Source organism: Burkholderia sp. SR8, assembly GCF_052851275.1.
The window spans coordinates 1-24589 of the sequence record NZ_JAULUC010000022.1 but is presented as its reverse complement, the minus strand read 5'-3'; the positions used below and the strand labels follow the sequence as shown (position 1 = coordinate 24589).

Here is a 24589-nt window from a genome sequence, read left to right as displayed (position 1 = left end):
GGCCGTCTCGATCGCACTGCGCGACGATGATCGCGTCGATCGCCTCGCAATGCCACGCGGCCGCGCGAACCAACGCGGCGCGTGCGTGCGCCATCGCGACTACTTCGGCTGCGCGTAGAACTTCCCCGCATGCGCCCAGTCGGTTGCGGGAATCTCGATGAACATCACGTCGATCGATTCGACCGGGCACTTCAACACTTCGGATGTCAGTTTCGTCACTTCCTCGACGTACTTCGTCTTCTGCTCGTGCGAGCGGCCGGGTGACAGTTCAACGCGAACGATAGGCATGGTCGGGCTCCTTGATATCGAATCGAAACGGAAATCGCTGGTTGGATGGCGGACGCGTGCATCACGATCATCACGCGAGCCGCCGCCGAAGATCGCGTTTACACCCGGCCTTGCACCCGCGCGAGCACGCGATCGAGCGCTTTGCCGTAGTGGTCGTATGCACCGTGCGACGACAGCTCCGCGTGCAGCTGTTCGTTCAGGCCACCCGGCGTCATCAGATAGTCGATCATCGCCGAGAATGACCGGTCGGTCCGGGTGGTCTCGTGTGCGAGGCCCACGCAGTAGCCGGACAGGAACGCACGCGCCGCGTCGTACGGCAGCCCCTGCGCGGTGAGCCATCGAGCCTGATGTTCGAGCACCGCGTAGAAGCTCGCCATCGTCGCCGTGACCGTATGCAGCGCGTCGAACTGGCGCTCGTCCGTCACCTCGATCGCGCCGCCGATCGCATCGAACAATGTCCTTGCCGTGTCGTCCGGCGGGTAGACGGCCGTGCACCCTTTGCCATCGGCCACCGCCGGCAGCGGAATCGCGCGGGCAACGCGCTTCGCCGGATGGACCATCTGCAGCAACGCATCGGCAGTAAAGCCCGGCACGAACGTGATCACGTGGTGCCGCGCGTCGAACTGCAGTGCGCGCAGCACATCGGCCGTGATCTGCGGCACGACGGCGATGCACACCACATCCGACGAATCGAGCACGTGCTGATTGCTCCGGCATACCCGCACGCGCGCATCGAGCCGCGCGAGTTCCGCGGCCGTCTGCGCGTTGCGAGGCGACAGCGCGATCTGCTCGAACGGCATGCGGGAATGGACGAGGCCCGTCACGATTGCCTTCGTGATGACACCGGTTCCGATAAATCCAAGCTTCATTCGATTTCGCCTATGCGAGGTTGAGGTTTGATGAATCGCGAAGATCCGCGGCGCTACCGCATGCGTGCGGATCCGCTCACGGACACGGCCACGTCGAAGCCGCGCGCAACGCGGTCAATCGAGACCGACCGCACCGCGCAGCGGCGCTGCTTCGCGGGACGCGGCACGCTGCCGCCCCATCTCCAGCAGCGCAATGCTGCCGACGATCAGCACCACCGCGACGATTTCCACGGGCCCCACATGCTCGCCGGCAGCCCCGCCGATCAGCAGCGCAACGACCGGCGTGATGTACACCGCGCCGGCAGCCGCGACGGCGCCCAGTTCCTGAAGAATGAAGTAGTACAGAAGAAACGCGCCGGCCGTGCCGAGCAGTCCCAGGCCGATCACCAGCCCGGCGAACGCGCGCCAGTCGGACAGGATGCGGCCGATGCCGGTGAAGTCGGTCGTCAGCGCGAGCATCACGAGCGCCAGGCCGAGCTGCCACGTGACGACGGCCAGCGGCGCAAGATTGGCCGGCGAAAGAAACCGCCGCACGTAGATGTACGACAGCCCGAACACGATCGACCCCGCCAGCATCCACGCAACGCCGGTCAGGTCGAGCGCGGCATCGGCGCCGATGCTCGCCCACGGACGCGCGATGAGCGCGATGCCGCCCAGCCCGACCGCGACGCTCCACGTCATCAGCCGGTTCATGTGTTCGTGGCGCAGGAACAGCGCCGACGCCATCGACGTGAACAACGGCGGCGATCCGCCGAGTACCCCTGCGATCCCGGACGGCAGCAACGCCGTGCCCTTCGCCATCGCGTAGTAGGAAAACGCCGTCGTCAGCGCGGCCATCACCACGAAATGATGCAGATGACGCAGCTGGTCGAGTCCGATCGCGCGCCGCCGCCACGCAAGCACCGCCAACGGCACGAAGCCGAACAGCACGCGCAGCAGCGAGATCTGACCGGGGCTGATCAGCGCGGCAGCCCATTTCATGTAGATGAAATTCGATCCCCAGAACACGCCGAGCAGCACGAAGGCGGTATAGGTTCGTATCAAGGTACGCCCCGAGCGGTTGTCAGTCATGAGCCGGCCTGTGATGGTCGCGCGTTCCGGTCAGCCGCGCATGCCGAACGAACGCACGTTGTTCATTACGTCGTCCGCGACGTCGATCTCGCGCACCGTGATGTGGCTTCCCGGTATGCGGACGCCCGCCTTACTCAGCCTGTCGATCTGCGCGGCGAGCCGCGCAGCGAAATCCGCGGCAAACACGTCGGCCTTCACGGCCACGAGAAAGAGCCCGACGCCCGGCGACTCGCTGCCCTTCGCATAGTGAGGCGCATCCATCGACCAGTTGCCGCCGGTCACGCCCGCCGCGAGGATCTCCATCATCATCGCGAGGTTCGCGCCGCGCGCGCCGCCGAACGGCAGCAGCAGGCCGTTTATCGCTGCTCGCGCATCGGTGGTCGGCCGCCCGTGCTCGTCCACGGCCCACCCTTCGGGGATCGCCTCGCCGGCTTGCGCGGCCTTGCGGACGCTGACGAATGCCGTCGCGCTGGATGCCTGGTCGATCACGAACGGCCGCGCATTCGCGACCGGCGCGGCGAACGACACCGGGTTCGTCCCGTACACGGCCTTGCCGCTTTCGAGCGTCGTCATCTGCGCGGTCGCGTTGCAGGTGCCGAGCGCGACGAGGCCGCGTTCCGCCAGCCGGCGCGTGTAGTAGCCGAGCTCGCCGACCGTGAAGCTGTTCGACACCGCCAGCGTGACGACGCCGTACGCGTTCGCCCGGCCGACGAGCTCGTCGAACACGCGGTCGTACGCCAGTTGCGCGATGCCGTCGCGCGCGTCGGCCCGGATCGCGGCCAGCGCCGGAAAACTGACGTCCGGTTCGGCGTTCGCGGCGATCCTGCCCTTGACGAAACCATCCAGGTAATCCGGAAGATGCGCGAAGCCGACCGCCTTGCTGCCGGCCAGTTCGGCCGAAATCACCGCATCGGCGAGCGAATGCGCGACCGCCTCGCTCGCGCCGGCCCTGCCGATCGCATCGAACGCCATGCGCCACGCCGCTTCGTGCTCGTATTTCATCGTCTCGTCACCCGGATGCAAATCGCGGGCGACGCGGGCCGCATCGATGCGCCCGCGCCGCCCGCATGTCGTTGAAACTGGCGGCCGCCGCCGTCAAGCCCAGATATCGCCCATCGTGAAGCCGTTGACGAACGGATCGTCGGGATCGAGCACATAGGTGTTGTAGCCGTAGATCCACGAGCGGCCGGAGATCGTCGGCACGACGGCCTCGATGTCGCCGATCTTCGTCTGCTCGACGAGGTTGCCCGTAAATACCGTGCCGAGCACGCCCTCGTGCCGGAACGGCTGGTTCAGGTCCAGCTGCCCCTTCGCGTGCAGCGTGGCCATCTTCGCCGACGTGCCCGTGCCGCACGGGCACCGGTCGATCGCGCCCGCCCACGTTGCCGGGTTGTCGAAATCGATCGCGCCGCTGGCGACCGTGACCGCGTTCTTCCAGTCCGCGTCCGGATTATCGGTCGGGCCGGACAGCTGCGCGATCGTGATGCCGTAGCCGGGGTAGTGCGGATGCGCGACCGGCAGCTGCTCCTGCGCGGCCTTCAGGATCAGCGCGGACACGCGGGTGATCTCGCGACCGTGTTCGGGCCTGAGTTCAAGCCCCTTGAACTGGCGGACGTCGGCGATCACGTAGAACATGCCGCCCCAGCCGACATCGACCGTGACCTTGCCGAGATGCGGCACGTCGATGACCTGCTCGAGGTGCGCGGCGAATGCCGGCACGTTCCTGAACGTGACCGACGTGACCTTGCCGTTGCTGCACGCCGCGCGGATGCCGATCAGCCCGGCCGGCGCCTCGAGCTGAAACTCCGTCACGGGCTCCTGCATCGGGATCATCCCCGTTTCCAGCAGCACGGTCGCCACCGAGATCGTGTTGCCGCCGCTCATCACCGGATACTCGACCTGCTCCATGATGATGTAGCCGGCCGCGGCGTCCGGATGTTTGGCCGGCACGACGAGGTTGCAGCACAGCGGCGGATAGCCGCGCGGCTCCCGCAGCATCAGCATGCGGATCTGGTCGTCGTTCTTCTCGAGCCATTTCATCTGCTCGTACACCGTGTTGCCCGGAATGTGCGGCACACCACCGGTGATCACGCGCATCGGCTCGCCGGAGTGGGTCTCGACCGCGTGGAAGGTACGTTTGAAGGTCATGATCGGCTCGATCCTTGTGCTCGACGACGGGCTGGGAAACCTGCCGCGCTCGACACGTTGCGCGAGCGCCGCAGCATGCCGGGCCGCGTTTCGATGCCAGTGCCCGGCGACTTCAATCCATTCGTGCCAAGCATAGGCGCATCGCCGCGCCGACCGGTCAGCTTCAGCGGACGTGTTGCTGATCATAAGGGCCGCTTAGGCAAGCGGCCGGGCGGGCGTCGGCGAGCGTCGCCGACCGGGGCCGGCGACGCCGGGGAACGTACCGGAACGCGCGGGCTCACTCAGCGCGGTCCCGCATTCGCCGCGCATTTGCCGAGCATTTGCCGTGCATTTGCCGTGCATTTGCCGTGCATTTGCCGTGCATTTGCCGTGCGTTTTCCGCGCATTGCGCGTCACGCCGTTTCGCCGTCGTGCATCGTCGCGGGGACAGCGTTGCGCAGCACGTCCGCGAGTTGCTGGTTCTCACGGCAGGATGCAAGCTGGCCTGCGCCATCCTGTTGCTTGTGCCCCGCTCGGCGCCCCGGTCGCATACCGCAAACGCTCGGGGACGGATCGGAACCCCGCCGTCCGTCGCCGTTTCGCAACGCCGCGGTCGCGGTCGCGGTCGCGGTCGCGGTCGCGGTCGCGGAAAAAAGGATCGCCTGCGCACAATGCGCTATCCACGTGGCGAATCGGTCGAGCGCCCGGCAGGTTCCGCAACCATCACAATTCATTTAACTTTCCGTGAGGACTTCGACACCGCCCGCTGCCTACTCTGTGCGCATGTTTTCAGGACCCGCTTCCAGGAGCCGATCATGCCCACCCGCAGACATCTGCTGTTCGCCGGCGCCACCGGCGTTGCCGCGCTCGCGGCGCTGTCATCCGCCGGCCGCCGCGCGCTCGTCGGCCGCGTGTTCGCCGCGCCGCCCGCCGCGCCCGGCCCCGGCCCAGCTGCCGCACCGGCGCCCGCCCCGTTCGAAGTCCAGCGCAGCGACGCCGAATGGCGCCGCCGCCTCACGCCCGCGCAATACACGGTGCTGCGAGACGCCGGCACCGAGCCGCCGTACAGCAGCCCGCTGAACGGCGAACACCGCCGCGGCACCTTCGCGTGCGCGGGCTGCGACCTCGCGCTGTTCTCGTCGGCCGCCAAGTTCGACAGCCACACCGGCTGGCCGAGCTTCTGGAAGCCGCTCGACCACGCGGTCGCGACCGAGGCCGATGCGTCGTACGGGATGGCGCGCACCGAAGTGCACTGCCGCCGCTGCGGCGGCCATCTCGGCCACGTATTCGACGACGGCCCGCCGCCGACCGGCCTGCGCTACTGCATGAACGGGCTCGCGCTCGCCTTTCACCCGGCCGCCGCCTGACGGGCCGCCGCTTCCCCGAACGACCGGAGACTGCCCCATGCTGCTCATCGTCCTCGCCTATCTCGGCGGCGTGCTCACGATCCTGAGCCCGTGCATCCTGCCTGTGCTGCCGTTCGTGTTCGCACGCGCCGACCAGCCGTTCGTGCGTACCGGCCTGCCGCTGCTGATCGGCATGGCGCTCACGTTCGCCGTCGTCGCGACGCTCGCCGCCGTCGGCGGCGGCTGGGTCGCGCAGGCCAACCAGGCCGGCCGCTGGCTCGCCATCGTGCTGCTCGCGGTGTTCGGCCTGACGCTGCTGCTGCCGCGCTTCGCCGAACACCTGACGCGCCCGCTCGTCGCGGCCGGCAACCGGCTCACCGGCTTCGCGCAGCGCGATGGCCGCGCGGCCGGCCCCGTGTCGTCGCTGCTGCTCGGCGTCGCGACCGGCCTGCTGTGGGCGCCGTGCGCGGGCCCGATCCTCGGGCTCGTGCTGACCGGCGCCGCGCTGCGCGGCGCGAGCGTCGGCACGACGCTGCTGCTCGTCGCGTATGCGGCCGGCGCGGCGACGTCGCTCGGTGTCGCACTGGTGATCGGCGGCAAGGTGTTCGCCGCGATGAAGCGCTCGCTCGGCGCCGGCGAATGGATCCGGCGCGCGATCGGCGCGGCGCTGCTGGCCGGCGTCGGCGCGATCGCGCTCGGCCTCGATACGGGTGCGCTCGCGCAACTGTCGACCGTCACGACGGGCAGCCTCGAGGCGAAGCTCGTCGACCGGCTCGGCGGACGCTCGCATCGCACGCCGGCGGCGATGGCCGCGGCGAACGACGCGGGCGGCAACGGCGGTGCGGCAGGCAGCGCGATGATGGCCGCGACGTCCGGCGGTACCCCGCCCGCCGGCAGCGCGATGATGCGCGCCGCCGCTCCGTCGCCCGCGCCGCGCGCGTCGGCGGCGCTCCCCGTCGAAGGCACGCTGCCGTCGCTCGACGGCGCCGTGCAGTGGCTGAACTCGCCGCCGCTCACTGCGGCCGGCCTGCGCGGCAAGGTCGTGCTCGTCGATTTCTGGACCTATTCGTGCATCAACTGCCTGCGCACGCTGCCGTACACGAGCGCGTGGGCGCGCAAGTACGCGCCGTACGGGCTCGTCGTGATCGGCGTGCACGCACCGGAGTTCGCATTCGAGCGCGACATCGGCAACGTGAAGAAGGCCGTGCACGACCTCGGCATCGACTATCCGGTCGCGATCGACAACGGCTATGCGATCTGGCGCGCGTTCGGCAACGAATACTGGCCCGCGCACTACTTCGTCGACGCGCAAGGGCGGATCCGCCATCACCACTTCGGCGAAGGCGAATACGCGCAGTCGGAACGCGCGATCCAGTCGCTGCTCGCCGAAGCCGGCCACCCGGAAGCGCTGAACGTGCCGCTCGGGCTCGCCGGCGCGCCGGCGAAGGGCGCGCTCGCGGCTGCCGACAGCGCGGATGTCCGCTCGCCCGAAACCTATGTCGGCTATGCGCGCGCGGAAGACTTCACGTCGCCGGGCGGCGTCGCGCGCGACACGGCGCACCGCTACGACGCGCCCGCGCACCCCAACCTGAACGACTGGGGCCTCGCCGGCACGTGGCAGGTCGGCGCCGAGCGCGCGACGCTCGCGGCGCCGGCCGGCAGGATCGTCTATCGCTTCCATGCGCGCGACCTGCACCTCGTGCTCGGCCCGGGCGCGAACGGCAAGCCGGTGCGCTTTCGCGTGACGCTCGACGGCGCGGCGCCCGGCGCGGCACACGGTGCCGACGTCGACGCGCAGGGCTACGGCACCGTCACCGGCCAGCGCCTGTACCAGCTGGTGCGGCAGCCGGGCGCGATCGCCGACCGCACGTTCGCGATCGAGTTTCTCGACCCGGGTGTCGATGCGTATGCGTTCACGTTCGGTTGAGCGTCCCCGCCGCCACGTGCGCACCCGTATTCCGTCCCGCATTTCGAAGGAGCAATCCATGATCCCGATCTCCACCCGCGCTGCCGTCCCGCGGCGGCGGGCCGCCATGCTGCGCCGCATCGGCGCGATCGCCGTCGCGGCGGCCGCCGTGTTCGGCTACCAGCGCATCGTCAGTTCCGCGGAGCCGATGCGCACCGTGCCCGCGCCGGCGCTCGACGAGACGCCGGGCACATCGCACGACGAAACCGCCGTGTTCGCCGGCGGCTGCTTCTGGGGCGTGCAGGGCGTGTTCGAGCACGTGAAGGGCGTGAAGCAGGTCACGGCCGGCTATGCGGGCGGCGTGTCCGAAACCGCGCACTACGCGCTCGTCGGCACCGGGCTGACCGGCCACGCGGAATCGGTGCGCATCGTCTACGATCCGACGCAGATCACGTATGGCCGGCTGCTGCAGGTGTTCTTCTCGGTCGCGCACGATCCGACTCAACTCAATCGGCAGGGCCCCGACGAAGGGTCGCAATACCGGTCGGCGATCTTTCCGACCACCGCGCAGCAGCGGGCCGTCGCGACCGCGTACATCGCGCAGCTCGGCGCCGCGCACGCGTTTCCGGCGCCGGTCGTCACGCGCGTCGAGCCGTACAAGGGCTTCTATGCGGCAGAGGCATATCACCAGAACTATCTCGAGCTGCATCCGGACGCGCCGTACATCACGTACAACGATCTGCCGAAGGTCGCGGGGCTGAAGCAGCGCTTCCCGGCGCTGTACCGCGCCGACGCGGTGCTGTGGCGCGACGCGCGGCTGTAAACGGGCAGCCGACGACGGGACGGCTGGCGCGTTGCGCAAGCACGGCGTGCGTTGCCGCGCCGCCGCCCGCATTTGCGCTGCATCAACGAAACGCACGCCGCCCCGACCGGGCAAACCCGCATCGGATCAGCTTCGCTGGCCAACTTCGCGTAGACTTCTCCAGATCAGTCCCCGCCGCGCGCCGCGCGGCGCCTGGAACTCTTCAGCCAGCAGGAGGCGTCACGCATGCGCGCAGTGCCTTTGTCTGACAGCAGCACCCTCGAAGAACCGTCCACCGGCGCGGTCGTGCGCGACCTGCGCCGCGTGCCGATCCATCCCGATCACTGGTATCCGCTCGCGTGGTCGCGCGAACTCAAGCGCGGCAAGACGCTCGGCGTGCGCTTCGCCGGCGATCCGATCGTGCTCGTGCGCACCGAATCCGGCGCCGTGTATGCGCTCGAAGATCGTTGCGCGCACCGCCAGGTGCCGCTGCACGCGGGCGTCGTCGACGGCGAAACGCTGCGCTGCTGCTACCACGGCTGGACCTACGCGTGCGACAGCGGCCGCTGCGTCGACGTGCCGTACCTCGGGCGCGAGCGCCTGCCCAACGGCGTGCGCGCGTATCCGTGCCGCGAGGCGCACGGGGTGATCTTCGTGTTCCCCGGCGACGCGACGCTCGCCGACGAACGCCCGTTTCCCGCGCTCGCGTCGGCGGACGACCCGGCCTTCAAGACCCGCCGCTTCGGCCGCGAGGTCAAGTGCCACTACTCGTTCATGCACGAGAACCTGATGGACATGAACCATCAGTTCCTGCATCGCAAGCAGATGGGCCAGATGCGTGCGCGCTCGATCGGCCGCCGGCGCGGCGACGACTGGGTCGAGGTCGACTACACGTTCGCGCGGATGGAGGGCAAGCAGCCGGTCGGCGAGGCGCTCGTGTTCGGCGCGAGCAAGAAGCCGACCGACCAGGCCGACAAGAGCGTGATGACGGTGCGCACCGGTTATCCGTACCAGACGCTGCAGATCCGCTCGAGCGAAGGCACGCTCGTGATGGACCTGTGGATCGTCTACGTGCCGCTCGACGCGGAGCAGCGCACCAACCGCACGTTCGGACTGCTGTCGATCCACAAGCCGGGCATCCCGTTCGCGCTCGATCTCGCGTGGCCGCTGCTCGTGTGGTTCACCGAGCGGATCTTCCGCGAGGATCGCTGGATCGTCGAACGCGAGCAGGAAGCGCACGACCGGCAGGGCGCCGACTGGAACCACGAAGTGTTCCCGGTCATCAACGAACTGCGCGACCTGCTGCGCCAGTGCGGCGCACGCACCGTGATCCCGATCCGCGAAGCGCACGCGAACGACGCGCGCTGAGCGCCGCGGCGAGCGCGCCGCAGCGCGCCCGCGCGGCGGATGCGCTCAGCCGTTGCGCTCGACCGGATGCGGCTCGCGCAGCCGGTTCGCGATGCGTGCAGCCTCGTAGTAGCCGGCCGCGGGCGGCCGCTTCAGGTAGCGGCCCGCGCCGCGCACCGCACGCAGATCGCCGTCGGCCCATGCGAGCGCGCCGCGCGTGAGCGTATGCGTCGCGACGCCCTGCACCGTCATCCCTTCGAACACGTTGAAGTCGACCTGCTGGTGATGCGTCTTCACCGAGATCGTCTTCGTCGCGGCCGGGTCCCAGACGACCAGGTCGGCATCGGCGCCGACCTGCACCGCGCCCTTGCGTGGATACAGGTTGAAGATCTGCGCGGCGTTCGTCGACGTGATCCGCACGAACTCGTTCGGCGTGATGCGGCCATGATTCACGCCGTGATGCCATAGCACCGACATCCGGTCTTCCACACCGCCGCAACCGTTCGGGATCTTCGTGAAGTCCTCGCGCCCCATCGCCTTCTGCGACGCGCAGAACACGCAGTGATCGGTCGCGGTCGTATGCAGCTGCCCGGCCTGCAGCCCGCGCCACAGCGCCTCGCGATGCTCGGCCGAGCGAAACGGCGGGCTCATCACGTGCGCGGCCGCACGCGTCCAGTCCGGGTCGCGATACACGGCCTCGTCGATCACCAGATGGCCGGGCAGCACCTCGCCGAACACGCGCAGCCCTTCGCTGCGCGCGCGCGTGATCGCATCGACCGCGTCCTTCGCCGACACGTGCACGATGTACACCGGCACGCCGAGCACCTGCGCGATGCGGATCGCGCGATTGGCGGCTTCGCCCTCGACCTCCGGCGGACGCGACAGCGGATGCGCCTCCGGCCCCGTCATCCCGCGCGCGAGCAGCGCTTTCTGCAACTGGAACACGAGCTCGCCGTTCTCCGCGTGCACGGTCGGCAGCGCGCCGAGCTCGAGCGAGCGCGAGAAGCTGTTCACGAGCACCTCGTCGTCGGCCATGATCGCGTTCTTGTACGCCATGAAGTGCTTGAAGCTCGACACGCCGTGCTCGCGCACCAGCGTGCCCATGTCGCGATGCACGGATTCGTCCCACCATGTGACGGCCACGTGGAAGCCGTAGTCGGCCGCCGCCTTCTCCGCCCAGCCGCGCCATTGATGAAACGCCTCCATCAACGGCTGCTTCGGGCTCGGGATCACGAAGTCGATGATGCTCGTCGTGCCGCCCGACAGGCCGGCCGCCGTGCCCGAATAGAAATCGTCGCTCGCCGTCGTGCCCATGAACGGCAGTTCCATGTGCGTATGCGGATCGATGCCGCCCGGCATCACGTACTGGTCGTGCGCGTCGACCACCGCCGCGCCGGCCGGCGCGTCGATCGTTTCCGCGATCTGCAGGATCGTGCCGCCGTCCTGCGGGTCGGCGCACAGGACGTCCGCACGATAGGTGCGGTCCGCATCGACCACGGTGCCGCCGCGAATCAGGATTGCCATTTGATTGCCTCCTCGTTGACTGTCGGGTGCCGCATCGCACGCGTGCCACGTATTGCACGCATCGCGAGCGTCTCGCGCATCACGCGCTCGCGATCTGCGCGCGCTGCGCGGCGCGCCACTTCATCCAGCTGCCGTACACGCACGACGCCAGCACGAGGCCGACGAACCACGCGTACGTGTAAAGCGTATTGAAGAACGCCGGCACGTTCGGAAACGACGCCGGGAATGCGGTATGCAGGAAGCCGGGCAGGTTCGGCAGCACGCCGATCGCGAGCGCGGCCAGCGCGGCCGGGTTCCAGCCGCGCGCATAGCTGAAGTCGCCGCGCTCGTCGAACAGCGCGCGCGTATCGAGCCGCGTGCCGCGAATCAGGAAGTAGTCGACCATCAGGATGCCCGCGACCGGCCCGAGCAGCGCCGAATAGCCGACGAGCCAGGTGAAGATGTAGCCGTCCGTCGTCGCCAGGATCTTCCACGGCATCATCACGATCGCGATCGTCGCGGTGATCATCCCGCCGGTTCGATACGAGATCGCCTTCGGCCACAGGCTCGAGAAGTCGTAAGCGGGGCCGACGAGATTCGCCGCGAGGTTGCAGCACATCGTGTCGAGCGTGAGGATCACGAGCGCGATGCCGACGCCGATCCCGGTCATCCGGCTCGTCAGGTCGATCGGATCCCAGATCGCGTTGCCGTAGATCACGACGGTTGCCGACGTGACGACGACCGACACCACCGACAGCAGCGCCATCGGCAGCGGCAGTCCGATCGACTGCCCGATCATCTGGTCGCGCTGCGAATGCGCGAAGCGCGTGAAATCGGGAATGTTCAGCGCGAGCGTCGCCCAGAAGCCGACCATCGCGGTCAGGCCCGGCCAGAACGTGGCCCAGAAGAGCCCGGCCTTCTTGCCGCCCGCGACGAACTGCGACGGCGCCGACAGCATCGAACCGACACCGCCCGCCTGCGACGTCGCCCACCACACGAGCGCGACGCACATCACGACCTTGATCGGTGCGGACCAGCTTTCGAGCCAGCGGATCGAATCGGTGCCGTGCAGGATGAAGTACAGCTGCAGCGCCCAGAACACCAGGAAGCACGCGAGCTGCCCGAACGAGATGCCGACGACCGGCAGCGCCGCGCCATGCAGCGCGTTGCCGGTCAGGATGTTCAGCAGCGTGTAGATCGCGCTGCCGCCGAGCCAGGTCTGGATGCCGTACCAGCCGCACGCGACGATCGCGCGCAACAGCGCGGGCAGCTTCGCGCCCTGCGTGCCGAACGACGCGCGCACGAGCACCGCGTACGGAATCCCGTGTTTCGCGCCCGCATGGCCGATCAGCAGCATCGGCACGAGCACGATCAGGTTGCCGAGCAGCACGGTCAGCACCGCCTGCCACGGCGACATGCCTTCCTGGATCAGCCCGGCCGCGAGCATGTACGACGCGATGTTCATCACCATCCCGACCCACAGCGCCGCGAAGTGATACCAGCGCCAGGTGCGCTGCGCCGCCGTCGTCGGCGCGAGGTCGTCGTTGTACAGGCTGCCGGCGGGCGCCGCGGCGCTGTCGGGATCGGCGGAAATCGCTGCGGGTTTCATCGAACGCTGCTCCTTGTAAACGTCGGCGCCGGCATCGTGCGATGCCGGCAGAACAGGACACCGGCAGCAGCGCGGGCGATGCCGCGCCGCCGGCCGCCGGTCAGGCCGCCTTCGCGTGCTTCGCGGGTTCCGCCGGGCCTGCGCCCGCATCGGCGCGCGCCGGGTTGTTCGGGTGCGTGGTCCAGTTCGCGTAGTCGCCCGCATCGACCCGCTCCATCGTGATGCATTGCTCGACCGGACAGACATGCATGCAAAGATTGCACCCGACGCATTCCGAATCGACCACTTCGAAATGCCGCACGCCGTCCTTCACCGCGGTGATCGCCTGGTGCGACGTGTCCTCGCACGCGATATGGCACAGCCCGCACTGGATGCAGCGGTCCTGGTCGATGCGCGCCTTGATGTCGTACTTCAGGTTCAGGTATTTCCAGTCGGTGACGTTCGGCACCGCGCGGCCGCGAATGTCGTCGAGCGTCGCGTAGCCCTTTTCGTCCATCCAGTTCGACAATCCGTCGACGAGATCCGACACGATCCGGAAGCCGTAATGCATCGCGGCGGTGCACACCTGCACGCTGCCGGCGCCGAGCACCATGAATTCGGCCGCGTCGCGCCACGATGAAATGCCGCCGATGCCGGAGATCGGCAGGTTCGGCGTTTCCGGGTCGCGCGCGATTTCCGCGACCATGTTCAGCGCGATCGGTTTGACCGCGGGGCCGCAATAGCCGCCGTGCGTGCCCTTGCCGTCGACGGTCGGCATCGGCGCCATCTGGTCGAGGTCCACCGCGACGATCGAGTTGATCGTGTTGATCAGCGACACGCCGTCCGCGCCGCCGTTGTATGCGGCGCGCGAACCCATCCGGATGTCGCTGATGTTCGGCGTGAGCTTCACGAGGCACGGCAGCTTCGAGCCTTCCTTGACCCAGCGCGTGACCATCTCGACGTATTCCGGCACCTGGCCGACCGCCGCGCCCATCCCGCGCTCGCTCATCCCGTGCGGACAGCCGAAGTTCAGCTCGACCGCGTCGGCGCCCGTATCCTCGACGAGCGGCAGGATCCATTTCCAGTCGCGCTCGTTGCACGGCACCATCAGCGACACGATCAGCGCGCGGTCGGGCCAGTCGCGCTTCACCTGCGCGATCTCCCGCAGGTTCACGTCGAGCGGACGATCGGTGATCAGCTCGATGTTGTTCAGCCCGGCGATCCGCTGGCCGTTCCACTGCACCGCGCCATAGCGCGAACTCACGTTGACGACGTGCGGATCGAGCCCGAGCGTCTTCCACACGACGCCGCCCCAGCCGGCCTCGAATGCGCGGTTGACGTTGTACGCCTTGTCGGTCGGCGGCGCGGAGGCCAGCCAGAACGGATTCGGCGACGTGATGCCTGCGATGGTGCAGCGAAGGTCGGCCATGTTCGGCTCCGTGAGAATGGGGGCGGTTATCGTGATCCGGGTAATCCGCGTCGCGCGCACGACAGGTGCGACGCGCACCGCGGCGTTGCGTATCCGGCGTTCATGCGGCCTGTGCGTCGCGCTGCGCGAGCGCCGCGTCGATCGCGGCCGCCGCACGCTTGCCGTCCTGCACGGCCTGGACGGTCAGGTCGATGCCGTCCGTCGCCGCGCAGTCGCCGCCGGCCCACACGTCGGGCAACGCGGTGCGTCCGTCCGCATCGACCGCGATGCGCGTCCCGTCCGCGGTCAGCAGTGCGGCGTCGATACCGTCCGGCACCAGCGTCTGGCCGATCGCCTTCAGCACCATGTCCGCGTCGACCGTGAAGCGCTCGCCCGACGCGGCTTCGAATTCGACGCCCGTCACGTGAGCGTCCGCGCCCGCGATGCGCACCGGCTTCGCGTGCGTGATCAGCGCGACGCCGCTCTTTTGCGCGAACTCGCGTTCGGCCCACGTCGCGCTCATCGCGTCGACGCCGCGCCGGTACACCATCGTCACGCGCTGAGCGCCAAGCTTGCGGCTCTGCACGGCCGCGTCGATCGCCGTATTGCCGCCGCCGATCACGACCACGCGCCGCCCGACCGGCACGTTCTCCAGCGCGTCGGCCTGGCGCACCTGCTCGATGAAGTCGACCGCGTTCATCACGCCTGCCAGCTGTTCGCCGTCGATCGCGAGCGTGCGCACGCCGGTCAGGCCCATCGCGAGAAACACCGCGTCGTGCCGCTCGCGCAGTGCGTCGAGCGTCACGTCGCGGCCGAGCGCGACGCCGGTTTCCACCGCGATGCCGCCGACCGACAGCAGCCATTCGACTTCGCGCTGCGCGAAATCGTCGACCGTCTTGTATGCGGCGATCCCGTATTCGTTCAGGCCGCCCGCTTTCGCGCGCGCATCGAACAGCGTGACGCGATGCCCGGCCAGCGCGAGCCGGTGCGCGCATGCGAGGCCCGCCGGCCCGGCGCCGACCACGGCGACATGCCGCCCCGTGTCGGGCGCACGCGTGAAGCGCACCGCGCCGCTCGCCATCGCCCAGTCGGTCGCGTGCCGCTGCAGCGCGCCGATCGCGACCGGCTGCGCGTCCTGGTGATTGCGCACGCACGCGCCTTCGCACAGGATCTCGGTCGGGCACACGCGCGCGCACATGCCGCCGAGCGGATTCGCGGACAGAATGTCGGTCGCGGCGCCCTTCAGGTTGCCGTTGCCGATCTTGCGGATGAAGCTCGGGATGTCGATCCGCGTCGGGCAGGCCTGCACGCACGGCGCGTCGTAGCAGTAGTGGCAGCGGCTCGCGGCGGCCGCGGCGGCAGTCGGGTCGAGCAGCGGCGCGATATCGGCGAATTCGCACGAGAGTTGCGTGGACGACAGGCGATGCGCGGCGATATCGCCGGTTGGCTTGGTGGTCATACGCGTTCCTTCGACTGGTTGAGACAAAGCCGTCCCCGCCGGCTGCGGATGCACAGTCGGGGCGGTCATGCTTCGGAGTGCTACGTTCGAGCGGTGCGCAGCCTGCCTGCTGCGCTATGCCTGATTCGTCATGAAGCCGGCTCGCATGCGCGCGACAGCATCGCGTGCAGCAGCACGTTCGCGCCGGCCTCGATCCATGCGGGCGTCGCGTCCTCGATCTCGTTGTGGCTGATCCCGTCGACGCACGGCACGAACACCATCGACGTCGGCGCGACCTGCGCCAGATAGCACGCGTCGTGTCCCGCGCCCGACACGATGTCGCGATGCGAGTAGCCGAAGCGATCGGCCGCATCGCGCACGGCGGCGACGCAGGCCGGATCGAACGCGACCGGCTTGTAGTAGAAAATCTGCTCGAGCGCGGTGTCGAGCCCGATCTCGCCGGCGATGCGCGCGACGCCGTCGCGCAACGCCGCGTCCATCTTCGCGAGCACGGCGTCGTCCGGATGACGGAAATCGACGGTGAAGAACACGCGGCCCGGAATCACGTTGCGCGAATTCGGATGGACCTGCATCATCCCGACCGTCGCGCAGCCGAACGGCGCGTGATCGAGGCCGATCCGGTTCACGAGATCGACGACGCGCGATGCGCCGAGCAGCGCATCGCGACGGCGCGGCATCGGCGTCGGCCCGGCGTGCGCTTCCTGGCCGGTGAACGTGATCTCGTACCAGCGCTGCCCCTGCGCGTCGGTCACGACACCGATCGTCTTGCATTCCGCCTCGAGTATCGGCCCCTGTTCGATATGCAGCTCGAACGCCGCATGCAGCTTGCGGCCGCCGCACGGCACGTCGCCCGCATAGCCGATCCGCGCGAGCTCGTCGCCGATCGTCTTGCCGTCGACGTCCTTGCGCGACAGTCCGTACTCCAGCGAAAACACGCCCGCGAACACGCCGGACGCGACCATCGCCGGCGCGAAGCGCGAGCCTTCCTCGTTGGTCCAGATCACGACCTCGACCGGATGCTCGGTCTCGATGCCGTGATCGTTCAGCGTGCGAATCACTTCGAGGCCGCCGAGCACGCCGTAGATGCCGTCGAAGCGGCCGCCGGTCGGCTGCGAATCCGCGTGCGAGCCGGTGACGACCGGCGCCGCATCGGCCACGCGGCCTGCGCGGCGCATGAACACGTTGCCCATCTTGTCGACCGTCACCGTGCAGCCGGCGGCCTGCGCCCAGCCCACGATCAGGTCGCGGCCGGCCTTGTCGAGGTCGGTCAGCGCGAGACGGCAGACACCGCCCTTCGGCGTCGCGCCGATCTTCGCCACCTCCATCAGGCTGTCCCACAACCGCCGCCCGTCGACCTTGATCGACGTGTCGAATGCTGCCCGCTTCACTGTTTCCGATACCGCGTCCATTCGTATCGCTCCTGTGGGGTCGGTCATGTCGTCATCCCGGTCGATACCGGGGCGCGCATTGCTGCCGTCGGGGCAAACCCGCACCTGCGAGGTGCAGATGTGCATCGTTCGCGCGATTCGTCCGATCGATCGGCGCGGCGCCGGCACTGCGTTACGCCGTTCGTTGAATCCTGTCCGATTGGACAGGTTTTAGACGATCAAAATGCGCAGCGCAATGTCTTTCTTGCGCGGCTCGACCGAGCGAGAAACGTGCCACCGCATCGCAGCATCGCGCATGCACCGATCCATGCGCGCACGTGCGTTCGATGCGAACCAGCGGCTAGAATGAAGCGCAACGCGGCATGCATGCCGCGCGAGGGTAACGATGAGACATGACGAAGCGGCCTCCGAAGCGACCGGCCACGACGAAACCGGCGCGCCTTTGCGGCGACGCAAGGCGCACATCCGCGCGTCCAACGAAGCGCATCTGCTCGCCTGTGCGGAAGCCGTGTTCGCGGAACGCGGGCTCGACGGCGCGAGCACCGCGATGATCGCGGAACGTGCGGGCGTGCCGAAGGCGAACGTGCATTACTACTTCCCGACGAAGCTTGCGCTGTACCGTCGCGTGCTCGAGGACCTGTTCGAGGACTGGCACCACGCGGCCGGCTCGTTCGAGGCCGGCGACGATCCGGTCGACGCGATCGGCAGCTACGTGCGCGCGAAGATGGATCTGTCGCGACGGCGCCCGCTCGGCTCGAAGGTGTGGGCCAACGAGATCATCCACGGCGCCGCGCACATGCACGACATCCTGTCGGAACGCGTGAAGCCGTGGTTCGACACGCGCGTGAACGTGATCGAAGGGTGGATCGCGCGCGGGTTGCTCGCGCCGATCGACGCGCACGCGTTGATGTACCTGATCTGGGCGACCACGCAGCACTACGCGGATTTCGATGCGCAGATCCGCGCGTTGAGCGGCAAGCGTGCGTTCACGCAGAAGGCATTCGCCGAGAAGACCGAACAGGTCGTGCAGCTCGTGATCCGCGCGTGCGGTGCGGTGTCGCCGCGCGCGAACGCGTAGATTTCCCGGGAAAAGCAAAACGGGCGGCGGACACGATGCAGGGATGCCCTGCACGATGCCCGCCGCCCGCGGCGCGGGACGGCTTGCGTGCCGTCCTGCGCGTGATGCGTTTGTTTGCGTTTGCGTTTGCCTGCGTTTGCATTCGCGTGCGTTCGCGCGCGTCTGCGTGACGCGCCTCCGCGTGCGAGCGCGCGTTACGCGACGCGCTCGATTGCGATCGCCGTCGCCTCGCCGCCGCCGATGCACAGCGACGCGATGCCGCGCTTCAGCCCGTACGCTTCGAGCCCGGCCAGCAGCGTGACCATCACGCGTGCGCCCGATGCACCGATCGGATGACCGAGCGCGCATGCGCCGCCGTGCAGGTTCACCTTGTCGTGCGGCAGGTCGAGATCGCGCATCGCGGCCATTGCGACCACCGCGAACGCTTCGTTGATCTCGAACAGGTCGACGTCGCGCAGGTTCCAGCCGGTTTTCTCCGACAGCCTGCGGATCGCACCGATCGGCGCCGTCGCGAACAGGCCTGGCTTGTTCGCGTACGTCGAATGCCCGACGATCACCGCCTTCGGCGCGAGGCCCAGGCGCTCGGCTTCCGAGCGGCGCATCATCACGAGCGCGGCCGCACCGTCCGAGATCGACGACGAGTTCGCGGCCGTCACCGTGCCGCCTTCGCGGAACGCCGGCTTGAGCGTCGGGATCTTGTCGAGCTTCGCTTTGCCCGGCTGCTCGTCGATCGACACGACGGCTTCCGTCTTGCCGGTCTTCACGGTCACCGGCGCGATTTCCGACACGAAGCGCCCTTCGGCGATTGCGCGTTGCGCGCGCGTGAGCGACGCGATCGCGAACGCGTCCTGCTCCTCGCGCGTGAACTGGTAGGCCTGCGCGCAATCCTCCGCGAACGTGCCCATCAGCCGGCCCTTGTCGTATGCGTCCTCGAGCCCGTCGAGGAACATGTGGTCGAGCACCTGCCCGTGGCCCATGCGCATCCCCGCGCGCGCCTTCGGCAGCAGGTATGGCGCATTCGTCATGCTTTCCATCCCGCCCGCCACCGCGACGTCGGCCGACCCGGCCAGCAGCAGGTCGTGCGCGAACATCGCGGCCTTCATCCCCGAGCCGCACATCTTGTTGACCGTGGTCGCGCCCGCGCCGAGCGGCAAGCCGGCCTTCAGTGCGGCCTGCCGTGCCGGCGCCTGGCCCTGGCCGGCCGGCAGCACGCAGCCGAACACGATTTCATCGATGCGCTCGGCCGGCACGCGCGCCCGTTCGAGCGCCGCGCGAATCGCCACCGCGCCGAGCTCGCTCGCACTGGCCGCCGCCAGATCGCCCTGAAAGCCACCCATCGGCGTGCGCGCCGCACCGACGATTACGATCGGATCCTGTGTCGTCATGATTGATTTCCTCCAGTGTCAGCGCGGTGCCATGCGCAGCGCGCCATCGAGACGGATGACTTCGCCGTTCAGCATCGTATTCTCGGCGATGTGGCGCACCAGCGCCGCGAATTCGTCCGGGCGGCCGAGCCGCGGCGGAAACGGCACGCTCTTGCCGAGCGCGTCCTGCACGTCCTGCGGCATGCCGGCCATCATCGGCGTCGCGAAGATGCCCGGCGCGATCGTCACCACGCGGATGCCGAAGCGCGCGAGTTCGCGCGCGATCGGCAGCGTCATGCCTGCCACGCCGCTCTTCGATGCCGCATACGCGGCCTGCCCGATCTGACCGTCGAACGCCGCGACCGACGCGGTGTTCACGATCACGCCACGCTCGCCGTCCGCGTCGGCGTCCTGCTTCGACATGACATCGGCGGCCAGCCGGATCATGTTGAACGTGCCGATCAGGTTGATCGATACCGCGCGCGCGAAGCGGTCGAGCGAATGCGGGCCTTCGCGGCCGACGACCTTCTCGCCCGGTGCGACGCCCGCGCAGTTCACGAGCGCGTCGATGCGGCCGAACGCGTCGCGTGCGGCGGCAACCGCGGCTTGCCCGTCGGCTTCGCTCGTCACGTCGGTCTTCACGAAGCGGGCGGCCGCGCCGAGGTCGTGCGCGACGCTCACCCCGGCGTCTTCATTGACGTCCAGCAGCACCGCGTTGCCGCCCGCGCCGACCACCATGCGCGCCACGGCGGCGCCGAGGCCCGAACCGGCGCCCGTAATCAGAAAAACGCGATCCTTGATATTCATTCGCAGTCCGTATTCAGTATTCGAGAGTCAGGAGTGAGCGGCCTTCTCGGCTTCCATCTTGCGCAGCACGAAGCGCTGGATCTTGCCGCTCGGGGTTTTCGGCAGCGCGTCGACGAATTCGATCGCGCGCGGATACGCGTGTGCGGACAGCCGCCGCTTCACGTGCTGGCCGAGTTCGTCGGCGAGCGCCGGCGTGCCGTCGAAGCCCTTCGACAGCACGACGAACGCCTTGACGATCTCCGTGCGCTCCGGATCCGGCACGCCGATCACGGCCGCCTCGCTGACGGCCGGGTGCTCGATCAGCGCGCTTTCCACGTCGAACGGGCCGATCCGGTAGCCGGACGACGTGATCACGTCGTCCGCGCGGCCGATGAAGCTCACCGTGCCGTCCGGTTCGAGTTCGACGTTGTCGCCGGTCCGGTAGTAGCCGCCCGCGATCGCGGGCGTGTCCTGCTGCCAGTAGCCGGAGAACCACAGCAGCGGCGAGCGCGCGATGTCGATCGCGAGCGTGCCCGGCTCGCCGGGACCGAGTTCGCGGCCGGTTTCGTCGAGCACCGCGACGCGATAGCCGGGCATTGCCAACCCCGCCGAACCGGCATGGACGACGTGCGTGAGCCCGTGGTGATTGTTCACGACCATCCCGAGTTCGGTCTGGCCGTAGTGATCGTAGATCGGCGCGCCGAGCGCCGCATGGAACCAGCGCACGACTTCCGGGTTCAGCGGCTCGCCCGCGCTGCTGACGACGCGCAGTTGTCCTTTCAGCCGCGCGGCCGCTTCGGTGCCGGCCGCCATCAGCATCCGGAATGCGGTCGGCGAACCGGCGAGGCTCGTGATGCCGAGCCGTTCGATCACGTCGTAGGTGCTGTCGACCGTGAAGCCGCCCTCGTACAGCGTCGTCGCATGGCCGAGCAGCAGCGGGCCCGTGATCGCGTAATAGAGGCCGTATGCCCAACCCGGATCGGCGATGTTCCAGAAGCGGTCGCCGTCGCGCAGGTCCACCGCGTCGCGCATGTACGCGCCGAACGCGAGCAGCGCACGCAGCGGCACCGGCACGCCCTTCGGCAAACCTGTCGTGCCCGACGTCGACATCATCATGAACAGGTCGGTACCTTTGCGCGGCACCGGGTCGAACACGTCGGACTGCGCATCGAGCGCCGCACGGAAGTCGATGTCGCCGGCCGGCAGCGCGTCGCCGGATTCGCGCACCGTCGCGACCCGCGGGCAATCCGCAATCTCGTCGAGCTTCGCGCGATTCGCGATGTTCGTGACCACCAGCCTCGCATCGCTCATGTGCAGCCGGTGCTCGATCGCCTTCGGCCCGAACGCGGTGAAGAGCGGCTGGTAGACGGCGCCGGCGCGCCACGTGCCGAGGATCGTCGCGACCAGCTCGGGCGTGCGCGGCAACAGGCCGGCGACCACGTCGCCCGGCTTCACGCCCTGCTCGCCCAGCAGATTCGCGACACGCGCCGACAGCGCCTGCATCTGCGCGAACGTGTAGCTGCGGTGTCGACCAGCGGCGTCGATCCAGTCGAGCGCGACGGCGCTCGGGTTTGCCGCCGCATGCCGGTCGCAGCATTCGACGCAGGCGTTCAGGCCCTGTTCCAGATCGCCGTGCAAACTGGCAGCGGCCGTCTCGATACGGAAGCCGGCGACGGCGTCGGCGTAGGCCGGCACCACCCGGGCGGTTGCTCCATTACGCATGCGTGTCTCCTGTTCGTTATGACCGCCGGCGAGCCGCGGTATATCGATGATGGTAGACAGCCGTCACATTGCAATCAATGACAAACAGAATCTAGAATCGTGATCGCTTTTGCCATGTCTGGAGGGCATGAAGAAATGGGGCCGCAGATGATCCCGCCGGGCTTCGTCGAGGATGCGCTCGAGAGCCTGCGTCGGCAGCGCATTCCGACCGCGCCCGTGCTGCGCACGGCCGGCCTGCCGGCCGCCGTGCGCGAGCCCGTGACGCCGCAACAGTACGGGCGGCTTTGGGTCGCGATCGCGGGTGCGATCGACGACGAATTCTTCGGGCTCGCGGCGCGGCCGATGCGGCGCGGCAGCTTCACGCTGCTGTGCCACGCGGTGCTGCACGCGGGTACGCTGGAAAAGGCGCTGCGGCGCGCACTGCAGTTCCTGCGTGTGGTGCTCGACGAACCGCACGGCGAACTCGTGATCGCCGACGGCCAGGCGCAGATCGTTCTCACGCAGGCAGGCGCGCCGTATTCGGCCTTCGCTTACCGGACCTTCTGGCTGATCCTGCTCGGCGTCGCCTGCTGGCTGATCGGCCGGCGCATTCCGCTGCAGCGGATCGATTTCGCGTGCGCGAGCCCGGACCAGCGCAGCGACTACCACCAGTTCTTCGGCGTACCGGTACATTTCGACCGTCCCGACAGCCGGCTCGCGTTCAACGCCGCGTACCTCGCGCTGCCGACGATCCGCTCCGCGCAGGGGCTGAAGACCTTCCTGCGCGGCGCACCCGGCAATCTTCTGGTGCGTTACCGGCACGACACCGGCTGGGTGGCAAAAACGCGCGCGCATCTGAAGGCGCTGCCGGCGGCGGAGTGGCCGGACTTCGACACGCTGGCCGTGCGCCTCGGCACGACACCGGCCACACTGCGGCGCCGCCTGCGCAGCGAGGGACAGAGCTTCGCGTCGATCAAGGACGAACTGCGCGGCGCGCTGGCTCAGTCGCTGCTGCGCGGGCAAACGCTCAGCGTCGCGGAAATCGCGGCGGAACTCGGCTTTACCGAGCCAAGCGCGTTTCATCGCGCGTTCCGGAAATGGACCGGCACGAGCCCCGGCGCGTTTCGTCGCGACGTCAACGCGGCGCAGCCGGAACAGTGAACGACCGCTTGCACGGGAGCCGGCAACCACCGGCGCATCGGACTTGCACAATGATGCGGCACGCAACCGGTGCAGGATGGTCGTGCGACGTTGCGTGTCGCACGGCGCAACCACATACTGACCCGTCCGTACGAACAAGGTCGCTGCAATGGTGACTGTCGATCAGGGTGCCGCTTCGGTGGCGGGTGTCATCGGAACTGCCGTGTCCCTGCTGGCAGCGGTTCCGTACGCGCTCGCGATTTACCGCGGGACCGTTCGCCCGCACCTGTTCACGTGGCTCATCTGGTCGGTCGTCACGGTGATCGCGGCGGCCGGCCAGTTCGTTGCCGGCGCCGGACCTTCGGCATGGTGCACGGCGGCAATCGCGCTCACGTGCTTTCTGACTTTCGTGGCCAGCATTTTTCGCGGTGAACGCAGTTGGACGCGCATCGACTGGTTCTTTCTGTGCGCGGCGCTATCGGCGATTCCGCTGTGGATGTTGACCGACGATCCAACGCTGTCGATTTGCCTCGTCACGCTGATCGAGCTTGCCGGCCTGGGGCCGACCGTGCGCAAGACGCTTCTCGATCCATGGAGCGAGAGCCTCGCGTATTTTGCGCTGTGCGTGCTCAAGTACGCGCTGGCGCTGTTGGCACTGCGCACATGGAATGTCGCGGTGGCGTTCTACCCTTCGGTCAACGTCCTCGCTTCGCTCGGCATCTGCGTCGTGATGATGGTGCGGCGCGAGACGCTCGCGAAAGCGGAGTAGCCTTTGTCGAGTATGCCGAAACCCGGATGCGGGGATGCGGTGGCCACCGCCCGCTCGCCAGGCATGCGTCCAATCCCGATTTTCGAACCGATGCGAGGCCCCGATATGGATTCAGTACGTGCAGTCATCGAGCCGTATGAAGCCGCACTGCGCGCGGCGATGCTCGCGAACGATGTCGATGCGCTCGACGCATTGCTGGACGACGAGCTGATCTTCACGATTCCGAGCGGGGACATCATTTCGAAGCACGACGATCTGTCCGCGCATCGTGCGAGGTTGCTGCGACTGGACGTGCTCGATCGACAGGAGATGCACGCACATGCGATCGGAGAAATGATCTTGACGACGACCAAAGCGGCGCTTGCCGGTCGATTCGACGGCAGCGCGTTCAACGGCACGTTCGCCTATACGCGCCTGTGGCGTCGATCGGAGAACGACACCTGGCGCGTCATTGCCGGACATGCGTCGCTGATCGGCTGAATCCCTGGGCATTCACACGCCGACGATCACGCTGTGCTCGAGTCGATGGTGAGGGAAGCAACGGTGCAGGAGGCGGTGGGGTGATCCGCGCTGACGCCATCACGCTTTCCGTCGCACATGTGAGGACGTGGACGGTTGAGCCAGATGCCCCGGCCCTGGAACAATGAGG

At 68.3% G+C, this 24589-nt stretch carries 21 protein-coding genes; 8 read left to right on the top strand and 13 right to left on the bottom strand.

The genetic code is table 11. The features are described 5' to 3' along the window. Positions 1-99: 99 nt before the first annotated feature. From Q3A80_RS24120 to Q3A80_RS24100, 5 genes are all read right to left on the bottom strand, one after another. A complete protein-coding gene (locus tag Q3A80_RS24120) occupies positions 100-288 on the bottom strand; it encodes a 4-oxalocrotonate tautomerase (protein WP_446331375.1) in 189 nt (62 codons plus the stop codon). A gap of 98 nt (positions 289-386) precedes the next feature. Then, positions 387-1157, bottom strand: a complete 771-nt coding sequence (locus Q3A80_RS24115) for a pyrroline-5-carboxylate reductase (protein WP_446331374.1) — start codon at positions 1155-1157, stop codon at positions 387-389. Between the two features lie 114 nt (positions 1158-1271). Continuing rightward, a complete protein-coding gene (locus Q3A80_RS24110; protein ID WP_446331373.1) occupies positions 1272-2228 on the bottom strand; it encodes a DMT family transporter in 957 nt (318 codons plus the stop codon). Between the two features lie 30 nt (positions 2229-2258). Next, on the bottom strand, positions 2259-3230 hold the full coding sequence (locus tag Q3A80_RS24105; RefSeq protein WP_446331372.1) for an Ldh family oxidoreductase: 972 nt from the start codon (positions 3228-3230) through the stop codon (positions 2259-2261). Positions 3231-3323: 93 nt separating this feature from the next. Continuing rightward, complete coding sequence (locus tag Q3A80_RS24100) at positions 3324-4376, bottom strand: proline racemase family protein (RefSeq protein ID WP_446331371.1); 1053 nt, start codon at positions 4374-4376, stop codon at positions 3324-3326. Positions 4377-5170: 794 nt separating this feature from the next. Here Q3A80_RS24100 and msrB point away from each other — a divergent pair. The 4 genes from msrB (at position 5171) to Q3A80_RS24080 (ending at position 9777) form a co-directional block, all read left to right on the top strand. Further along, positions 5171-5722, top strand: coding sequence for a peptide-methionine (R)-S-oxide reductase MsrB (gene msrB, locus Q3A80_RS24095; RefSeq protein WP_446331370.1), 552 nt, complete (start codon positions 5171-5173; stop codon positions 5720-5722). 37 nt (positions 5723-5759) lie between these two features. Further along, positions 5760-7628, top strand: coding sequence for a cytochrome c biogenesis protein DipZ (locus Q3A80_RS24090; protein ID WP_446331369.1), 1869 nt, complete (start codon positions 5760-5762; stop codon positions 7626-7628). Positions 7629-7686: 58 nt separating this feature from the next. Then, the gene (gene msrA, locus Q3A80_RS24085) at positions 7687-8430 is read left to right on the top strand and encodes a peptide-methionine (S)-S-oxide reductase MsrA (RefSeq protein ID WP_446331368.1); all 744 of its coding nucleotides are present in this window, start codon (positions 7687-7689) and stop codon (positions 8428-8430) included. A gap of 225 nt (positions 8431-8655) precedes the next feature. Then, entirely contained in the window at positions 8656-9777 is a 1122-nt protein-coding gene (locus Q3A80_RS24080; protein WP_446331367.1) for a Rieske 2Fe-2S domain-containing protein, read from the top strand. A gap of 45 nt (positions 9778-9822) precedes the next feature. Here Q3A80_RS24080 and hydA read toward each other — a convergent pair whose 3' ends face one another. From hydA to Q3A80_RS24055, 5 genes are all read right to left on the bottom strand, one after another. Next, positions 9823-11280 (bottom strand): dihydropyrimidinase, encoded by a 1458-nt coding sequence (gene hydA, locus Q3A80_RS24075; RefSeq protein WP_446331366.1) that lies wholly within the window; start codon positions 11278-11280, stop codon positions 9823-9825. 79 nt (positions 11281-11359) lie between these two features. Next, the gene (locus tag Q3A80_RS24070) at positions 11360-12868 is read right to left on the bottom strand and encodes an NCS1 family nucleobase:cation symporter-1 (protein ID WP_446331365.1); all 1509 of its coding nucleotides are present in this window, start codon (positions 12866-12868) and stop codon (positions 11360-11362) included. A 100-nt stretch (positions 12869-12968) separates the two neighbouring features. Next, the gene (gene preA / locus Q3A80_RS24065; RefSeq protein ID WP_446331364.1) at positions 12969-14276 is read right to left on the bottom strand and encodes an NAD-dependent dihydropyrimidine dehydrogenase subunit PreA; all 1308 of its coding nucleotides are present in this window, start codon (positions 14274-14276) and stop codon (positions 12969-12971) included. 100 nt (positions 14277-14376) lie between these two features. Further along, the gene (locus Q3A80_RS24060) at positions 14377-15714 is read right to left on the bottom strand and encodes an NAD(P)-dependent oxidoreductase (protein ID WP_446331363.1); all 1338 of its coding nucleotides are present in this window, start codon (positions 15712-15714) and stop codon (positions 14377-14379) included. A 128-nt stretch (positions 15715-15842) separates the two neighbouring features. After that, positions 15843-17123: an allantoate amidohydrolase gene (locus Q3A80_RS24055; protein ID WP_446331362.1), complete on the bottom strand. Its 1281-nt coding sequence runs from the start codon at positions 17121-17123 to the stop codon at positions 15843-15845. Positions 17124-17487: 364 nt separating this feature from the next. Between Q3A80_RS24055 and Q3A80_RS24050 the strand changes: the two genes are divergently transcribed. Further along, positions 17488-18180, top strand: a complete 693-nt coding sequence (locus Q3A80_RS24050) for a TetR family transcriptional regulator C-terminal domain-containing protein (RefSeq protein WP_446331361.1) — start codon at positions 17488-17490, stop codon at positions 18178-18180. Between the two features lie 194 nt (positions 18181-18374). On the opposite strand, the gene Q3A80_RS24045 is transcribed toward Q3A80_RS24050, so the two are convergent. Genes Q3A80_RS24045 through Q3A80_RS24035 form a run of 3 tightly spaced genes read right to left on the bottom strand, consistent with a single transcriptional unit; the run spans position 18375 to position 22052 of the window. Beyond that, positions 18375-19565, bottom strand: coding sequence for an acetyl-CoA C-acetyltransferase (locus Q3A80_RS24045; RefSeq protein WP_446331360.1), 1191 nt, complete (start codon positions 19563-19565; stop codon positions 18375-18377). 18 nt (positions 19566-19583) lie between these two features. Next, positions 19584-20351 carry a 3-hydroxyacyl-CoA dehydrogenase gene (locus Q3A80_RS24040; RefSeq protein WP_446331359.1) on the bottom strand — a complete coding sequence of 256 codons (768 nt, stop codon included), beginning with the start codon at positions 20349-20351 and terminating at the stop codon, positions 19584-19586. 27 nt (positions 20352-20378) lie between these two features. Next, positions 20379-22052: an acyl-CoA synthetase gene (locus tag Q3A80_RS24035; protein ID WP_446331358.1), complete on the bottom strand. Its 1674-nt coding sequence runs from the start codon at positions 22050-22052 to the stop codon at positions 20379-20381. Between the two features lie 135 nt (positions 22053-22187). Here Q3A80_RS24035 and Q3A80_RS24030 point away from each other — a divergent pair, with 135 nt between their 5' ends. From Q3A80_RS24030 to Q3A80_RS24020, 3 genes are all read left to right on the top strand, one after another. Continuing rightward, positions 22188-23192, top strand: a complete 1005-nt coding sequence (locus Q3A80_RS24030; protein ID WP_446331452.1) for an AraC family transcriptional regulator — start codon at positions 22188-22190, stop codon at positions 23190-23192. 148 nt (positions 23193-23340) lie between these two features. After that, complete coding sequence (locus Q3A80_RS24025) at positions 23341-23940, top strand: hypothetical protein (protein ID WP_446331357.1); 600 nt, start codon at positions 23341-23343, stop codon at positions 23938-23940. Positions 23941-24045: 105 nt separating this feature from the next. Continuing rightward, the gene (locus tag Q3A80_RS24020; protein ID WP_446331451.1) at positions 24046-24420 is read left to right on the top strand and encodes a nuclear transport factor 2 family protein; all 375 of its coding nucleotides are present in this window, start codon (positions 24046-24048) and stop codon (positions 24418-24420) included. Positions 24421-24589 lie beyond the last annotated feature (169 nt).

Bases quoted from the DNA above. Each gene is read 5' to 3' on its own strand.
- Q3A80_RS24110 (WP_446331373.1), bottom strand. From the start codon at position 2,228: ATGACTGACAACCGCTCGGGGCGTACCTTGATACGAACCTATACCGCC.
- Q3A80_RS24050 (WP_446331361.1), top strand. From the start codon at position 17,488: ATGAGACATGACGAAGCGGCCTCCGAAGCGACCGGCCACGACGAAACC.
- Q3A80_RS24040 (WP_446331359.1), bottom strand. From the start codon at position 20,351: ATGAATATCAAGGATCGCGTTTTTCTGATTACGGGCGCCGGTTCGGGC.
- Q3A80_RS24025 (WP_446331357.1), top strand. From the start codon at position 23,341: ATGGTGACTGTCGATCAGGGTGCCGCTTCGGTGGCGGGTGTCATCGGA.
- Q3A80_RS24020 (WP_446331451.1), top strand. From the start codon at position 24,046: ATGGATTCAGTACGTGCAGTCATCGAGCCGTATGAAGCCGCACTGCGC.
- preA (WP_446331364.1), bottom strand. From the start codon at position 14,276: ATGGCCGACCTTCGCTGCACCATCGCAGGCATCACGTCGCCGAATCCG.
- Q3A80_RS24060 (WP_446331363.1), bottom strand. From the start codon at position 15,714: ATGACCACCAAGCCAACCGGCGATATCGCCGCGCATCGCCTGTCGTCC.
- Q3A80_RS24115 (WP_446331374.1), bottom strand. From the start codon at position 1,157: ATGAAGCTTGGATTTATCGGAACCGGTGTCATCACGAAGGCAATCGTG.
- msrA (WP_446331368.1), top strand. From the start codon at position 7,687: ATGATCCCGATCTCCACCCGCGCTGCCGTCCCGCGGCGGCGGGCCGCC.
- Q3A80_RS24100 (WP_446331371.1), bottom strand. From the start codon at position 4,376: ATGACCTTCAAACGTACCTTCCACGCGGTCGAGACCCACTCCGGCGAG.
- Q3A80_RS24070 (WP_446331365.1), bottom strand. From the start codon at position 12,868: ATGAAACCCGCAGCGATTTCCGCCGATCCCGACAGCGCCGCGGCGCCC.
- msrB (WP_446331370.1), top strand. From the start codon at position 5,171: ATGCCCACCCGCAGACATCTGCTGTTCGCCGGCGCCACCGGCGTTGCC.
- Q3A80_RS24120 (WP_446331375.1), bottom strand. From the start codon at position 288: ATGCCTATCGTTCGCGTTGAACTGTCACCCGGCCGCTCGCACGAGCAG.
- Q3A80_RS24105 (WP_446331372.1), bottom strand. From the start codon at position 3,230: ATGAAATACGAGCACGAAGCGGCGTGGCGCATGGCGTTCGATGCGATC.
- hydA (WP_446331366.1), bottom strand. From the start codon at position 11,280: ATGGCAATCCTGATTCGCGGCGGCACCGTGGTCGATGCGGACCGCACC.
- Q3A80_RS24080 (WP_446331367.1), top strand. From the start codon at position 8,656: ATGCGCGCAGTGCCTTTGTCTGACAGCAGCACCCTCGAAGAACCGTCC.
- Q3A80_RS24090 (WP_446331369.1), top strand. From the start codon at position 5,760: ATGCTGCTCATCGTCCTCGCCTATCTCGGCGGCGTGCTCACGATCCTG.
- Q3A80_RS24045 (WP_446331360.1), bottom strand. From the start codon at position 19,565: ATGACGACACAGGATCCGATCGTAATCGTCGGTGCGGCGCGCACGCCG.
- Q3A80_RS24035 (WP_446331358.1), bottom strand. From the start codon at position 22,052: ATGCGTAATGGAGCAACCGCCCGGGTGGTGCCGGCCTACGCCGACGCC.
- Q3A80_RS24030 (WP_446331452.1), top strand. From the start codon at position 22,188: ATGGGGCCGCAGATGATCCCGCCGGGCTTCGTCGAGGATGCGCTCGAG.
- Q3A80_RS24055 (WP_446331362.1), bottom strand. From the start codon at position 17,123: ATGGACGCGGTATCGGAAACAGTGAAGCGGGCAGCATTCGACACGTCG.